The 15,436-nt window shown below is 69.3% G+C and carries 9 protein-coding genes; all 9 read left to right on the top strand.

Annotated elements, in window-relative coordinates; translation table 11 throughout:
- Window positions 1-25 precede the first annotated feature (25 nt).
- Genes AAF481_17495 through AAF481_17535 form a run of 9 tightly spaced genes read left to right on the top strand, consistent with a single transcriptional unit; the run spans window position 26 to window position 15,393 of the window.
- Window positions 26-2,002 carry a hypothetical protein gene (locus tag AAF481_17495; GenBank protein ID MEM7482973.1) on the top strand — a complete coding sequence of 659 codons (1,977 nt, stop codon included), beginning with the start codon at window positions 26-28 and terminating at the stop codon, window positions 2,000-2,002.
- A gap of 59 nt (window positions 2,003-2,061) precedes the next feature.
- Window positions 2,062-5,904: a hypothetical protein gene (locus AAF481_17500; GenBank protein ID MEM7482974.1), complete on the top strand. Its 3,843-nt coding sequence runs from the start codon at window positions 2,062-2,064 to the stop codon at window positions 5,902-5,904.
- A complete protein-coding gene (locus AAF481_17505; protein ID MEM7482975.1) occupies window positions 5,901-7,307 on the top strand; it encodes a multiheme c-type cytochrome in 1,407 nt (468 codons plus the stop codon). Before AAF481_17500 ends, AAF481_17505 begins: the two co-directional genes overlap by 4 nt.
- Window positions 7,304-8,755, top strand: coding sequence for a tetratricopeptide repeat protein (locus AAF481_17510; protein MEM7482976.1), 1,452 nt, complete (start codon window positions 7,304-7,306; stop codon window positions 8,753-8,755). The genes AAF481_17505 and AAF481_17510 overlap by 4 nt, the downstream gene beginning before the upstream one ends.
- Complete coding sequence (locus tag AAF481_17515) at window positions 8,752-9,582, top strand: FecR family protein (GenBank protein MEM7482977.1); 831 nt, start codon at window positions 8,752-8,754, stop codon at window positions 9,580-9,582. Before AAF481_17510 ends, AAF481_17515 begins: the two co-directional genes overlap by 4 nt.
- A gap of 60 nt (window positions 9,583-9,642) precedes the next feature.
- Window positions 9,643-9,843: an antitoxin, RHH family protein gene (locus AAF481_17520; GenBank protein MEM7482978.1), complete on the top strand. Its 201-nt coding sequence runs from the start codon at window positions 9,643-9,645 to the stop codon at window positions 9,841-9,843.
- A gap of 11 nt (window positions 9,844-9,854) precedes the next feature.
- Window positions 9,855-10,148 carry a type II toxin-antitoxin system RelE/ParE family toxin gene (locus AAF481_17525; GenBank protein MEM7482979.1) on the top strand — a complete coding sequence of 98 codons (294 nt, stop codon included), beginning with the start codon at window positions 9,855-9,857 and terminating at the stop codon, window positions 10,146-10,148.
- Window positions 10,149-10,152: 4 nt separating this feature from the next.
- Window positions 10,153-12,330: an adenylate/guanylate cyclase domain-containing protein gene (locus tag AAF481_17530; GenBank protein MEM7482980.1), complete on the top strand. Its 2,178-nt coding sequence runs from the start codon at window positions 10,153-10,155 to the stop codon at window positions 12,328-12,330.
- A 27-nt stretch (window positions 12,331-12,357) separates the two neighbouring features.
- The gene (locus tag AAF481_17535) at window positions 12,358-15,393 is read left to right on the top strand and encodes a hypothetical protein (protein MEM7482981.1); all 3,036 of its coding nucleotides are present in this window, start codon (window positions 12,358-12,360) and stop codon (window positions 15,391-15,393) included.
- Window positions 15,394-15,436: the final 43 nt, after the last annotated feature.

The following is a 15,436-nucleotide window of genomic DNA, read 5'->3' on the forward strand; positions in this document are numbered from 1 at the left end:
ATCGGTACCCCGTTCTCGCTCCTGGGTGGTCTTGATCTGGGTGGTGGGGCTCATCGTGCCGATGGGGATATCGGCGCAGGGGAAGGTTCGGGTCGAGGTCAACGAGAGCCGGGCTTTGTTCAGCCGGTCGGTGCAGCCGGTGGTGGAGGGAACGACGGATGCTCCGGCGGGGTCGCTGGTGGAGGTGGAAATTGACGGGGCGGTGCACTCGACGGAGGTCGGTGAGCGGGGCGAGTGGCGACTGATGTGGCCAGAGGAGATGGCGGCCGGTGGGTATCTGGTCGAGGTGCAGGTGACCGGACCGGACGGGGCGACCGGTGAGGCCTCGGCGCGCCTGGTGGTGCAGCCGGAGGAAGGCTTGCCGCGCCGACCGCTGGTGGCCCCTCCGGTGGACTACGCACCGCCCTACCGGCCGGCGGTGGATGATTTCCAGGCCTTCACGGACCGCTGGCGGGTGGTGCCGCCGCCCTATGAGCTATCGGCCACCGGCTCGCGCTGGGATCCCTACAACCAGAACGTCCTCAAGGGTGACCTGCCGATTTTCGGCCAGGACGTATTCCTGGTGCTCACCGGCATCTCGGACACGCTGGTGCAGGGAATGACCCTGCCAACTCCGAGCGGGGTGTCGGCGGCGGAGCCGGGATCGATCGACTTCTTCGGCGAGGAAGGGCAGCTGTTCGTCAATCAAAACGTGGTGCTGTCGGCCGAGCTGTTCAAGGGGGCGACAGCCTTCAAACCCTTCGATTGGCGGATCAAGGCGACGCTGGTGGGCAACGTCAACCACCTGGAAACGCAGGAGAACGCGGTGGTCAAGCCGGACGTCCGGCGGGGCACCGACCGCACCGACGGCCGCGGCTCGCTGCAGGAACTGTTCTTCGAGAAGAAGCTGGCCGACCTTTCGACCAGCTACGACTTCCTGTCGGCGCGCATCGGCATCCAGCCCTTCGCCAGCGATTTCCGCGGCTTCGTCTACACCGACACCAACCTCGCCGCCCGCCTTTTCGGCAACGCCGCCAGCAACCGCTACCAGTACAACCTCTACTTCGCCGAGCGGCTGGAGAAGGACACCAACAGCGGCCTCAACCTGATCAACGAATGGCGCGATCAGCAGGTGGCGGTGGCCAATCTCTACCGCCAGGACACCTTCGCCCCGGGCTGGACCCATCAGTGGTCGGTGCACTATCTGCGCGACGAGCCGAGCCTGTTCTTCGACCGGAACGGTTTCCTCGCCCGGCCGGATCCGGTGGGCTCGGCGACGCCGCATGAGATCGAGGCGTACTACCTGGGCTGGACCAGCTTCGGCCACGCCGGCCGCCTCAATATCGACCACGCCCTCTACTACGTCACCGGCGATGATTCCCTCAATCCGATCGCCGGCGAGGACATCCTCGGCCGCCGGGACGATGTGGACATCGAGGCCCTGTTCGGCGCCGTCGAATTCTCCATCGACCGCAACTGGTACCGCCCAAAGTTCTCCCTCCTCTACGCCTCCGGCGACAACGATCCGGTGGATCGGGACGCCGAGGGCTTCGACGCCATCTTCGACAACCCGGCCTTCGCTGGTGGCGGCTTCTCCTTCTGGAATCGCCTCGGCATTCGCCTCGCCGGCACCGGGACATCGCTGGTCAGCCGCGGCAGCCTGCTGCCGTCGCTCAAGACCTCCAAGGAAGAGGGCCAGCCCAATTTCGTCAATCCCGGCCTGGTTCTCGGCAGCGCCGGCCTGGATCTCGAACTCACCCCCGAGCTGAAGGCGATCGTCACCGCCAACTACCTGCGCTTCGACACCACCGAGACCCTCGAACTCCTCCTCTTCCAGGCGCCGATCGACGAGGAGATCGGCTGGGACCTCTCCGTCGGTGCCCGCTGGCGGCCCTTCCTGAATAACAACGTCGTGCTCTTGACCGGCGTGGCCGCCTTCCTGCCCGGGCAGGGTTTCGAGGACATCTACGAGTCCGATGACGCCCTCTACCTCGCCTTCACCAACCTCACCCTGACCTTCTGATGCGCGACGATCGCCGTTCCTCCCCGCCCCGGACCGGAGCCGCGCCGGGATTCGTCCGGGTGCCCGTTCCCTTCGCCGTTCCCTTCGCCGCGCTGCTGCTTCTTGGCGGCCTCCTGGCGACGACCCTGTCGCTCCAACCGAGCGGTCCGATTCGGGCCAACGAGCCGCCGCCGACTCCGCCGTCCGTCCTCTTCGTCCAGAGCCGCGAGGCGGCCGCCGCCAAGAGCCGGGGTTGCCTGACCTGCCACGGCGGGATCGAGAAGATGCACGCTTCGGAGGCCGTCCAGCTCGGCTGCACCGACTGCCACGGCGGCGACGCGGCGATTCTCCGCCCGGCCGCCGGCGGGCCTGAGCGCGCCGCCTACGGCAAGGCCCGAGAGCGCGCCCACGGCGTGACCTATCCGGCAGGCTGGCCCCGCCGGTCGGACGGCACGCCCTCCTCCGCCAATCCGGTGCGCTCCTACACCCTGCTCAATGAGGCGTCACCGGAACTGGTCCGCTTCGTCAACCCGGCGGACCTGCGGGTGGCGCCGGAGGTGTGCGCCCCCTGCCACGGCCCGCTGGTCGACGCCGTCCGCAGGAGCCCGATGGCGACCAGCTCGATCTTCTGGGCCGCCGCGGCCTACGCCAACGGCATTCTGCCGGGCAAGGCGGCAATCCTCGGCGAGAGCTACGGCCGGGCCGGCGAAGCGCAACGAATCGTCGCCAACTCGCCATTGGGACCGGACCCAGAGAATCCCAACGCACTGCCCTTCCTGTTGCCGCTGCCGCGCTGGGAGATCGTCCAGCCGGGAGAGTACTTCCGGGCCTTCGAGCGCGGCGGCCTGATCCAGCCCTCGGCCTTTCCGGAGATCGGCAATCCGCCGCCCTTCGAGGATCCCGGCCGGCCGGACATCCGCCTTTCGAACCGCGGCCGCGGCACCGGCCTGCGCATCAGCCCGGCGCTGATCAACCTGCACAAGACGCGGTTGAATGATCCGCACCTGTCCTTCCTCGGCACCAACGACCACCCCGGCGACTTCCGGTCGAGCGGCTGTGCCGCCTGTCACCTGGTCTACGCCAACGACCGTGACCCGGTGCATTCCGGGGCCTACGCGGGGAGGGGTCACCTCGGCGAGAGCGCGAGCGGCGACCCGGCGATCCCCAAGGGCGAGAGCGGCCACCCCTTGCGCCATCGGCTGACCCGTGCCGTGCCCACAAGCCAGTGCATGAGCTGCCACATGCACCAGCCGAACGCCTTCTTGAACACCTTCCTCGGCTACACCATGTGGGACTACGAGACGGACGGCGAAAACCTGTGGCCGGAGGAGCAGCGCTACCCCACTCCGGCGGAGCGGCGCACCGCCCTCGCCGCCAACCCCGAGGGCGCCGTGGTGCGCGGTCTATGGAACGACCCGGAGGTGTTGGCGGCGGTCTCGGAGCTCAACCCAGAGCTAGAGCACACTCAGTTCGCGGACTATCACGGCCACGGCTGGATCTTCCGCGCCGTCTTCAAGCGCGACCGCGCCGGCCGGCTGCTCGACGAGGCCGGCGAAGTGGTGCCCTTCGATGATGCGGACCGCTTCCGCCGCGCCGTCCACTTGAAAGACATCCACCTCCAACGCGGCATGCACTGCGTCGATTGCCACTTCTCCCAGGACGTCCACGGCGACGGCAACCTGTACGGCGAGTACGGCGCGGCGATCGAGATCGGCTGCGAGGACTGCCACGGCACCGTCGACGGCCGCGCCAGCCTCACCACCTCCGGCCCGGCGGCGCCGCCGGGGGGCACCGACCTGGCCGCCGCCGTCACCCCCGGCGGCGAACGGCGCTTCCGCTGGCGCGCCGGCGACAGCCGCGGTGACGAAAGCGGCGGCGGGGGCGCCGTTCTCCTCCAGCGCTCGATGCTCGAACCGGGGCGCGAATGGGAAGTGCCGCAGGTAGTGGACACGGTGACCCCCGGCCACCCACGCTACAGCGCGGCTGCGGAACGCGCCAAACTGCTCCAGCGCGACGGCACCCTGGCGACAGCGGGAGCGCTGCGGGCGGACCGCGAGGGCGAGGGCGACAAATGCGAGCTGGCCCACGATAGCTCCTCGATGACCTGCTACGCCTGCCACTCCTCGTGGGTGACCAACTGCTTCGGCTGCCACCTGCCGCAGGAGGCCAACGTGCGCTCGGAGTCGATCCGCTACGAAGGGGCCGAGAGCCGCAACTACGCCTCCTACAACCCGCAGGTCATCCGCACCGACGCCTACATGCTGGGAATCGGCGGCGACAGCCAGAGCAACAAGATCATGCCGGTGCGCTCGTCGAGCGCCCTGGTGCTGTCGTCCACCAACGGCAACCGCAAGCGCTTCTACGTTCAGCAGCCGCCGATCTCGCGGCCGGGCTTTTCGAGCCAAGCCTTCAACCCGCACGTCCCGCACACGGTGCGCGGCGCCGGCGAGACCAAGGGCTGTAGCGATTGCCACCTGTCGGCGGCCGGCGACAACAATGCCTGGATGGCGCAGCTCCTCACCCAGGGCACCGGTTTCGTCAACTTCATCGGCCGCTTCGCCTGGCTCGGGCTGGGCGAGAAGGGCATCGAAGCGGTGGCGGTCACCGAATGGGAGGAGCCGCAGGCGGTGATCGGCAGCTACCTCCACCGCCTCGCTTACCCGGACTTCCACGCCGGGCACGAAGGGCGTGACGGCGAGCTCAAAGAGGCCCACCACCATCACGGCGGTGGCGAGGTGCAGGACCTCCAACTGCGCGGCGAATACCTGTTCACCGCCCAAGGTCCCGGCGGCTTCGAGGTCTACGACGTCGCCAACATCGACAACGAAGACTTCTCCGAGCGCATCGTCACCGCCCCGGTGTCGCCCCTCGGCCAAGACACCCACGTCGCCACCCGCGACGCCGCAACGATAGCCCTGCCCACCAACATGCCGATGGCCTTCAACCGCACGCCGGGGCCCGAGAACCGCGAGCAGCCGATCCACCCGATCTATCGCTATGCCTTCGTCGGCGACCGCGAGGAGGGGCTGATCCTGGTGGATGTAGCCACCCTGACGGACGGCGAGCCGCGCAACAACTTCCTGGAGCGGGCGCTGACCTACAACCCCGACGGCCTGCTCGACGGCACCGAGGCGGTGACCGTCGCCGGCACCTGGGTGTACGCCGCCGCCGACCGAGGCCTGATCGTCCTCGACTTCGCCGACCCGCTGGCGCCGCAGGTGGCGGCGGTGGTCGAAGACGGCCTCCGCCGACCCACCGCCGTGGCGGTGCAATTCCGCTACGCCTTCGTCACCGATGGGGACGGCCTGGCGGTGATCGACATCACCGACCCGCGCCAGCCGCGCCTGGCCGCCCGCGCGCCGGACGTCGGCGCCGCCCACAATGTCTACTTGGCCCGCACCTACGCCTACGTCGCCGCCGGCGAGGAGGGCCTGGCAATCGTCGACATCGAACGCCCGGAGGCGCCGCGGGTCGAGCAGTGGGTGCGCGACGGACTGACGGACGTGCGCGACGTCCAGGTCGGCGCCACCAACGCCAGCCTCTATGCCTACATCGCCGACGGCGCCGGCGGCCTCAAGGTGCTCCAGCTCACCTCGCCGGACACGGTGCCCGGCTTCCTCGGATTCAGCCCGCGGCCGGCGCCAAAGCTGATCGCCCAGCACCACACCCACGGCCCGGCCCTGGCTCTGTCTCGCGGCCTCGACCGGGACCGGGCGGTGGACGAAACGGGCCACCAGGTGAGCGTCTTCAACCGCATCGGGGCGCGGCCCTTCAACTTGGAGGAGATGCAGCGCCTCTACCTCAAGGACGGCAAACCGTACACCGTCGAGGACCGCCCGGTGGACCGAGAAGAGGCTGCCGATGACGAAAGTGAAGCCGCCGGCAGCGACTCCGCCGCCGCACCGGCAAGGAGCGAACGATGACCCGATCGAGCCCGTTGTCCGTCCTCTCCATCGGCTTCGTCGGGCTGGTCGCGTCCCTCGCGATCGCGCCGCTCAGCTCTTCCCAGGAAGGGGCGCCGCCGCCGGATCCCGCGCCAAACACCGAGATGCCCGCCGCGACGGGGACCGCAGCGCCCACCGCCGGGTTCTATGTCGGCGTCGCCACCTGTGCTTCTTCCACCTGCCACGGCAGCACCCGCCCCTTGAGCAACTTCGGCGTGTTGCAGAACGAGTACTACACCTGGCTGCAGGAGGACCGCCACGCCCAGGCCTACAACGTGCTGTTCGACGAGCGCTCGCGCATCATCATGCGGAATCTCCGCGGCGGTCGGGCCCATGAAAGCCAGCGCTGTCTCGACTGCCACGCCCTCACCCCGCAGCCGGAGCAAGCGGCACGGCGCTTGGAGATCGAGGACGGGATCACCTGCGAGAGCTGCCATGGACCGGCGAGCGGTTGGCTCGAAGGGCACCGCTCCGAGGGCTGGAGCCACGCCGACTCGGTGGCCGCCGGGATGATCGATCTGCGTCAGCCGGCGGTGCGCGCCGGAGTCTGTCTGGACTGCCACCTGGGCTCCGCCGACCGCACCGTCGATCACGAGCTGATCGCCGCCGGTCATCCGGCCCTGGTGTTCGAGCTCGACAACTACGCCGCGGCGATGCCGGCCCATTGGGCGCCGGCCGGAGGGCGCTCCGACCCGGCGCGCGGCGACGAGATGCTCTCGAGCCACGGCGCCGCCGCCTGGGCGGTCGGCCAGGTGGAAACCCTGCGCCGGGGGCTGGAGCTGATCGCCGGACGCGCCGCCGCAGGCAACTGGCCGGAGTTTGCGGAGCTCTCCTGCGGCGACTGCCACCACTCCCTGGCCGAGGAACGCTGGCGGCAGCCGGTGACGGACCGCCGGAGAGTTGGCCTGCCGCGCTGGAGCCCGGCTCGCTGGGCGGTACTTCGGCCGATCGTCTCCGCCACCGCACCGGGCCGACTGGCCGAGCTGGACCGCCGCATGGCGACGGTGTCCGGCGTCGTCGAGCGCTTCGGTACTCCGCCGCGGCAGGTCGCCGACGGGGCGAGGGCCGCCGCCGCCGCTCTCGCCGGCCTCGACGAGCCGCTCCTCGCCGGCCCGTGGGACGAGCCGCGGCTGATCGCCCTGCTGGCGAAGGTGGCGGACCCCTCGGCGCCGGACTACGACACCGCCGCCCAGACCCTCCTCGCCTGCAACACCCTGGTCAGCGAGCTGATCGCGCGCCGGCCGGAGCTGGTGGAGTCGAGCGGCCTGGTGGCGAGCCTCGATGCCATGGACCGCGCGGTGCAGTCGCGCGCCGCCTATGACCCCAACCGGTTCGCGACGCTCACCCAGCGTTTCGCCGCCGAAGTCCGGGAGCTGAGATGAACGACCGAGCGACCCCCCACCCGCCGCCATGCCGCCGAGCCGGATGGATTCTGATTGCGCTGATATGCGTCGTAGTGGCGGCCGCCGCCAGCGGACCGGCCGTCGCCCAAACAGCGAAAGCTAAAGGGGCGGACGCTGAAGTCGCCTTTGCTTTCGGTGTGGCCGCCTACCATCGTGGCGACACCGAAGAAGCGGTCGAGCGGCTGTCCGAAGCGGCGGCCGCCGACCCCGAGGACGGCACCGCCCGCTACTGGCTGGGTCTCGCCCTGCTGGCGGCCGGCGACGGCGCCCGGGCGGAAAGCGAGCTGACCGCCGCCCGCGACTCGCAGCGGCCGCCGGCGGTCACTCCCGAGCGCCTGCGGCAGGATCTCGATCGCGCCCGCGACCTCGCCGCCGGCCGCGACGCCTCGTCCGCCGCTCCGCCGGCCCCCGTCCTCAGCGGATTCTCCCGTTTCGGCGAACTGCCGGTCTGGGAACTGGAAGTGCGCGGCAGTTGGGGTGACGATTCCAATCCGCTGCTCGTCGCCGATGGGGTGTTCGCCTTCGCGCCGGATGGGCGGGTGGTGCAAGGAGCGGAGTCGGACCGAGTGACACAGCTCGGAGCGCGATTCGATCTGCGCCCCGTGCGGAGCGCCGGTGGTTGGACCCTCGGCTTGGCCTTCGGCGCCAACCAGGCGTCCTTCGACGAATTCGGTTTTCTCGACTTCACCCGCCTCGCCGGCACCGCTCACCTCGCCTGGGGCGGCGATCCGGCGGGCTTCTTGGGCAGTCCCCTGGGCGCCACCCGAGTGCCGATCGGCCATCGCCGCTTCGCCCTGCTGCTACAGGGTGGCGTGGCCGAAGACGAACTCGACAGCGTCGCCTTTGTGACCACCACCCGCCTCGCCGCCTCGGTTTTCTGGCGCCAAGGGGCGACGGGCACCACCCGCCTGGCGGTGGCAACCTCTGACGAGGATTTCGAAAACGATGGCAGCGGCGCCTTCGAAGCCAGCGGCACCACCACCGAGGTAGAAGTCGAACAGACCTTCTATCTCGGCCCCCGCAACCGCTACCTGCGGCTGGCGGCGGCGGTCGGCGAGCGGGACGCTGGGGCGACCTTCGACGCCTCCCACACCCGCGGCCGCGCCGAACTCGCCCTGCCGCTGTCGGACCGCTGGACCCTCGGACTGAGCGGTTCCTACGAGACGATCGACTTCGACGCCATCGAGTCCAACCCGCTGTTTTTCATCTTTCCCGTCGACGAGATCCGCGAGGACACCAAGACGGGGTTCTCCGCCGTCGTGTCCTGGGCGCTCACCCCGCGTCTCTTGCTCGTCGGGCGCGGCTCGCGGACGGATCGCGATGCCGACCTCGGCCCGGTGGCCGAGCAATTCTTCGACTTCGACTACGAGCGCACGGTGGTCACCGTGGGCTTTCGCTGGTTCTTCCAGCCAGGAGGTGCATCATGACGGGTCTTTCTTCCCTCCGCCGCGGAGCCGGTCGCGCATCCGTCTTGGTGGTGCTGATGGCGCTCCTGTCGGTCCCCGGCCTGACCGTCCGCGCCGACGCTCAAGTCGGTGAGGCCGTGGGCACCATGATCGAGGTCATCCGCGAGGTCACCGGCACCCCGCCCGGCGGTTCACCGGCAGCGATAGCGGTGGGCGACGGGGTGGTTCTCAACACCGTTCTCGAAAGCGGCCGCGCCGCCGGCGCACGCATGACCCTGGAGCCGGCCGGATCGCTACAGCTCGGCCCCGAAGCGCGGCTGGTGGTGGATCGCAACACCGTCGACGCGGCCACCGGCGCCACCGAGTCGGGTCTTTCGCTCCTTCTGGGCAAGATCCGGCTGGCGCTGTCGAGCGCCTTCCGGGGTGAGGTGGAGATCGATACGCCAACGGCGACCATTGGGATCAAAGGCACCGTCCTCACCGTCGACGTGGCGCCGTCCGGCGACACCGTCGTGTGGGTGACGGAAGGGGTGGTCGAAGTGCAGTCCAAGGCCGGCGGCGAAGCGGTGACGGTTTCCGCCGGTGAGCTCTCCACGGTCGCCAGCGGCCTTCCCGCCACCGGCCCCACCCCCTTCGACCCGGCCACCGGCGTCGCCGCCGTCCGGGTACTGCCGCCGATCTTCAACCCACCCGGCGAAGATGCCCTCGACGACTCGCCGACCTTCACCGAAGGCGAACAGCTTCCACCCGGCCGCGACGTCCCGCCGCCAACGGGTGTCACCGTCCGGCAGAGCGAGCCCCAGCGACCACCGGATCCACCGGCACCATCCAACAAGCCCAACGGCTAGGTGCTGCACTTGTGCTACACTTCATCCACTATGCCCGCCGCCAACCCAAGAGTCTCCGCAGTGATCGACAACGAACTGGCCGAGTGGCTACGCCGCCGCGCCGAGTCCGAGGGACGGTCCGTCTCACTGCTCGTTCGCGAAGTGCTAATGAGTTTCCGCAACGAGGAAGAAGATCGCTATTGGGCACGCGAAGGTGAGGAACGCCTGGCGAGCTTCGACCCTCGGAAAGCTTTCTCCCACGAGGAGGCTTGGGGGGACTAGAGTCCCGCATCATGGCGAACCCTCGCCTCCGCTACCATCCCAGGGTCATCGCCCGCGACATTCCTCGACTCGACGGCTCGAGTCGTCGTCGGGTAAAGACCGCCATCGAGCGCAAGCTCGGCACCCATCCCGAACAGTTCGCCAAGCCCTTGGCCTACACCCGTGCCGGGTTGTGGTCCCTACGGATCGGTCCCTGGCGACTGATCTTCGCGCTACGCACCGACGAGGTGTGGATTCTGCGGATCGGGCACCGTCGCGACGTCTACGACGACCTTCGAAAGCGTCTTCCACCACAAGGAGACTGACCCCTTGCGCGTCGCCTTAGGTCTGGGCGTCGCGGCCTCGCTGCTGGTTCTGGGTCTCGAACTCAGCCGGGTGCTGGATCCCGTCGAGGCGGTGGTGACCGATCTCCAGATGCGCCTGCGCGGTCCGCAACCGGCGGATGAGCGGGTGGCGATCGTCGCCATCGACAGCGAGAGCATCGATCTCTTCGGCCGCTGGCCTTGGCCGCGCACCTGCATCGCAGCATTGATCGACCGGCTGAGCGAAGCCGGCGCCAGCGTGGTGGCGATGGACATCGTCTTCTCGGAGCCCACCCGCTCACCGCCGGGGGTCGATCTATCCGCCGAGGATGACGCGCTGGCCCACGCCTTCGAGCGCAGCGGAAACGTCGTCCTCGGTTACTTCTTCCGCCGCCAGCCGGCACCGGCGGCCAGCGGATCCGCTCCGTTCTCCAATCCCGCGCCCCTCGCCTGTTATGCCCCATCGGCCGAGCCCACCTCTGGCAATCCGCTCGCCGGCTGGTCCTTCCAACGGGTGCTCGGCGAGGGCTTTCCGGTACCGGACCGACCGCGGGTAGAACCCAACCTGCCGGACTTCGTCGAGGCGGCGGCGGCCCAGGGGTTCTTCTCCCACGAGCGCCGCGAAGGGGTGCAGCGTCACTACGAGCTGGTCAACGCTCACGCCGGCGGTTACTACCCGGCGCTGGCCCTGGCGGCGGTGGCGCGCTACCTCGACTCGGACCTCGAACTGCGGCGGCGCCCGGGCGGCCTGCCGGAGATCCGCATCGGCGCGCGAAGGGTGCGGGCCGACGAGGCCGGCCGGTTGTGGATCAACTATCGCGGCGGAGCGGGGACCGTGGCCACCCACTCGGCGGCGGGCGTCCTCGCCGGCACCATCGAGCCGGCGATGCTGGCCGGCAAGCTGATCTTCCTGGGCGCCACGGAAACCGGCATCGGCGACGTCGCCGCCACCCCTTTCGGCGCCGAAATGCCGGGCGTGGAGGTGCACGCCACTGCCGCCGACAACCTGCTCAACGGCAGCTACCTCCAGGACACCGCCGTCCAGTACGGCCTATCGCTGGCGGCGCTGCTCCTCATCGGCCCGCTAGTGGCCTGGCTGATCGCCCGCTCCGACCACTACTTCGTCGCCTCGTTGCTCGCCATCCTGCTGGTGTTGGCCTGGCCCGTCGCCTGCCACCTCACCTTTCGCATCGCCGGCTGGCACCTACAGGTGGTGCCGCCGGTGCTGGCCGGCGGCATCGCTCTGGTCGGCGTGCTGCGCTTTCAGGTCGGCGCGGTGGAGCGGCGAGCCCGACACATCCGCCGCACCTTCCAGCGCTACGTCTCGGCGGCGGTGGTCGAGGAGATGCTGGCGGATCCCGACCAGGAACCGAAACTGGGCGGTGAAAGCCGCGAGTTGACGGTGCTGTTCTCGGACATTCGCGGCTTCACCACCCTGGCCGAAGGGCTCGACTCCGAAGAGGTGGTGCGGGTGCTCAACGAGTTCTTCACGCCAATGACCCGCCTGGTGCTCGACACCGGCGGCACCCTCGACAAATACATGGGCGACGCTCTGATGGCCTTCTTCGGTGCACCCGTCGCTCAAGCAGATCACGCCCGCCGCGCCTGCACCGCCGCCCTCACCATGGCCGAAGAACTCGACCGCCTCAACGGCCGCTGGATCGCCGAGGGACGGCTGCCGGAAGACTCCGAAGTGGGTATCGGCATCGGCGTCAACAGCGGCGAGATGTCCGTCGGCAACATGGGCTCCGACGACGTCTTCGACTACACGGTGATCGGCGACAACGTCAACCTCGGTTCGCGCATCGAGGGGCTCAACAAGTACTACCGCACCGAGATCCTCGTCTCCGGCGAAACCGCCCGTCAGGCCGGCGACGACGCTTTTCTCTTCCGCGAGATCGATCGCGTGCAGGTCAAGGGCAAGCACCAGCCGGTGAGCTTGTGGGAGCTGCTGGCCAAACGCCCGTCTGCGCCCGCGGCCGAGGAACGAGCGCAACGATTCGAAGAGGCCTTGGCGGCCTATCGGGAAAAGCGATTCGCGGACGGCGAGGCCCTCTTCAACGAGCTGGTGGCGGCGTACCCGGAAGACGGTCCGGCGGCGGTCTTTCTGGAGCGCTGCCGCGCCTATCGGGAGAATCCGCCGCCGGACGACTGGGACGCGGTGGAGGTGCTGACCCAGAAATGATCCCCGGAAAGGAACCGCGGACACGCCATGCGAAACTGGAACCCTTCTGAGTTCGAGACGTCTGACTTCGAGGTAACCCGGGCACACCGACCGGTGCGCCGTCGCCTGGCCGGGCTCGCCTTGACCATTGCGGCCGTTCTCATACCCGCCGGCGGTTTCGGACAGGGGCCCGGAGCACCTTCCCCCGGTACCAAGCTCATCGCCGAGGACGCTGCCCCTGGCGACCTCTTCGCTTGCGCCCTGGCGGCGGACGGTTCCACCGCCGTGTCCGGCTCGCTGCTCGACGACGATCTCGGCTCCGACTCCGGTTCCCTCTACATCTTCTCCCGCTCCTCCGCCGGCACCTGGAGCCAAACCGCCAAGGTCACCGCCACCGACGGCCTCCCTGGCGACCAACTAGGTTTCTCGGTGGCGATCTCCGGCAACCGGGTGGTGGCGGGAGCCCCCTTCCGTAACGAGGCCGGCCCGACCTCCGGCGCCGTCTATGTCTTGCGCAGGGCCAACGGCTGGAGCCAGGAAACCAAGTGGATGCCCACCGGCCTCGGAGCACGCGACGAACTGGGCCGGGCGGTGGCGATCTCCGGTTCGACGGTGGCCGCCGGCGCCCCCGGCGACGACGACCGAGGTTCCTCCGCCGGCGCGGTCTACGTGCTCGATCTCGACGGCGGTGCGACCACCAAGCTCACCGCGGCGGACGGCCGGGTGGGCGACGGCTTTGGCTTCAGCCTGGCCCTCGCCGGAGGCCGGCTGGCGGTGGGCACTCCCTTCGCCGATCCGGCCGGCGCTCAGTCCGGCGCCGTCTACCTATTCGAGCGCCAAGGGGACGGTTCCTGGACCCAGACCGCCAAGCTCAACGGGACGGCGGGAAGCCTCTTCGGCACCTCCGTCGCCCTCGCCGAGGCGGCGGGCCCGAACGGCCGCCTGGCGGTTGGGGCGCGGCTCGACGGCGGGGCGGGAGCGGTGTACCTCTTTTCCGGCCGAGCCGCCGCCTGGCCGCAGGAAGCCAGGCTGACACCCGCGGATCAGAATTCCGGTGACGAGTTCGGAATCTCCGTCGCCCTGACCGGCGGTTCGCTGGTGGCGGGAGCCCGCTTCGCCGATGGCGGCGCGCCCAACGCCGGAGCCGCCTACGTCTTCACCCTCGACAACGGAACCTGGACCGAGCCCTACCGGCTCGTCTCACCGACCCCCGGCGCAGGCGACGAACTCGGTTTCGCGGTGGCGGTGGCCGAAACCACCGCCCTCGCCGGCGCCTACCGCGACGACGACGGCGGCAGCGACGCCGGGTCGATCTGCGCCTTCGAGGACGCCGTCACGGGGTCGCATGCGCCGGACCCGGATCCCGATGGTCCTGGCCCAGATGGACCCGGTGGACCGGATGGACCGGGTGGACCGGATGACCCCGACCCGCCACTGACCGCCGATTTATCGATCACCAAAAGCAACGGTACGGACCAGGTCACCGCCGGCGGCTCCACCACCTACACCATCACCGCCAACAACGCTGGACCGGACGACGCCGAAGGCGCCCGGGTGACCGACGCATTCCCTTCCATCTTGACTTGCGATTGGTCCTGCGAACCGGCGGGCGACGCAGCGTGCGGCAACGATGGAAGAAGCGGCAACATCAGCGAGATCGTCAACCTTCCCGCAGACAGCAGCGTCGAGTACACCGTCGACTGCGCCATCGACTCCTCGGCCACCGGCACCCTCACCAACACCGCAACGGTGACACCCCCGGCCGGCGTCACGGAGGCATCCCCAGGCGACGAGAGCGCAACCGATGTCGACACCGTTAGCCCGCCGCCACCGCTTCAAGCCGACCTCAGCGTCACCAAGACGGCGGACCGCGCGCAGGCCGCTCCCGGCGGCGACCTGAACTACACCGTCACCCTCCAAAACCTTGGCCCGGACTCGGCGCCCTCCGCCACCGTGACGGACGAGTTTCCTGCGGCTTTGACCTGTACTTGGAGCTGCACTTCGGGAGATGGCAGTGCCTGCGGCACCGACACCGGCAACATCGACCAGACCCTCGAGCTGCCAGCGGGCGACACCACGATCTACACGGCGAACTGCAGCGTGCCGTTGACCTTCACCGGCACCTTGAGCAACACCGCCAGCGCCACCACCTCGTCCGCGGTCGACGATCCCGATTCCACCAACAACACCGGCACCGTCGATGTCGAAGTGGTGGCCCTGCAAGCGCAACTCGCCCTCGCCAAGACCGTCAACGCGGCAATCGCCATCGAGGGCGAAGACCTCGTCTACGACCTCACCGTCACCAACAATGGACCGGACCCCACCCGTGACCTTCGCCTGACGGACCCCATACCCGCCAACCTCGACGGGGCGAGCTGGACCTGCGCCACCGGAGAAAGCGGCACCGGCAACCTCGACGTCCTCCTCGACCTGGCCGCCGGCGGCACCGCCACCTGCCAGGTCACCGCCACCCTGCGACCGGGCTTCTGCGGACGCATGATCAACAGCGCCGCGGTGACCTCGCCGGCGGGCACCATCGACTCCGACCCGAGCGACAACTTCGCCGACGCAGAGACCCTGGTCTTTCCCCAACCACCCCGAGCCTGCGCCTCGAAGCGGCTGCTCACGGGCCCGCACACTCCGGGCTCCACCGTGCTCTACGAAGTCCTCCTCCTCAACTCCGGCCCCGACCTCCCCGACGGCCCGGCAGACGAATTCGTCGACCTCCTACCGCCGCAACTCAACCTCGTCAACGCCACCGCCGACAGCGGCAGCATCATCCCCGCCAACCCCGTCCTCTGGAACGGCCCCCTCCCCACCGAGCAGGCCGTCACCATCCTCATCGAAGCCCTCCTCGTCGGCGGCATCCCGGGACAGGTCGTCGAGAACCAAGGTATCTTCACCCCTCCCAACGGCAAGCCCCCCGGACCGACCGACAATCCCATGACGCCGGACCTCGGCGATCCCACGGAATTCGAGGTCGCGAGCGTCGTCGAGATTCCGACGCTGGGATGGTTCGGGCTGGGATTGCTAGCGGTCGTACTGGCCGCATTCGGCTGGCGCCAAATAGGGGCGCGGCTGTGAGTTCGCCTACTTGCCGACAGCGGCGGATTGATATCGTCGGCCG

The organism is Acidobacteriota bacterium (assembly GCA_039030395.1).
GTDB lineage: Bacteria > Acidobacteriota > Thermoanaerobaculia > Multivoradales > JBCCEF01 > JBCCEF01.

Bases quoted from the DNA above. Each gene is read 5' to 3' on its own strand.
- AAF481_17525 (MEM7482979.1), top strand. From the start codon at position 9,855: ATGGCGAACCCTCGCCTCCGCTACCATCCCAGGGTCATCGCCCGCGAC.
- AAF481_17515 (MEM7482977.1), top strand. From the start codon at position 8,752: ATGACGGGTCTTTCTTCCCTCCGCCGCGGAGCCGGTCGCGCATCCGTC.
- AAF481_17505 (MEM7482975.1), top strand. From the start codon at position 5,901: ATGACCCGATCGAGCCCGTTGTCCGTCCTCTCCATCGGCTTCGTCGGG.
- AAF481_17510 (MEM7482976.1), top strand. From the start codon at position 7,304: ATGAACGACCGAGCGACCCCCCACCCGCCGCCATGCCGCCGAGCCGGA.
- AAF481_17535 (MEM7482981.1), top strand. From the start codon at position 12,358: ATGCGAAACTGGAACCCTTCTGAGTTCGAGACGTCTGACTTCGAGGTA.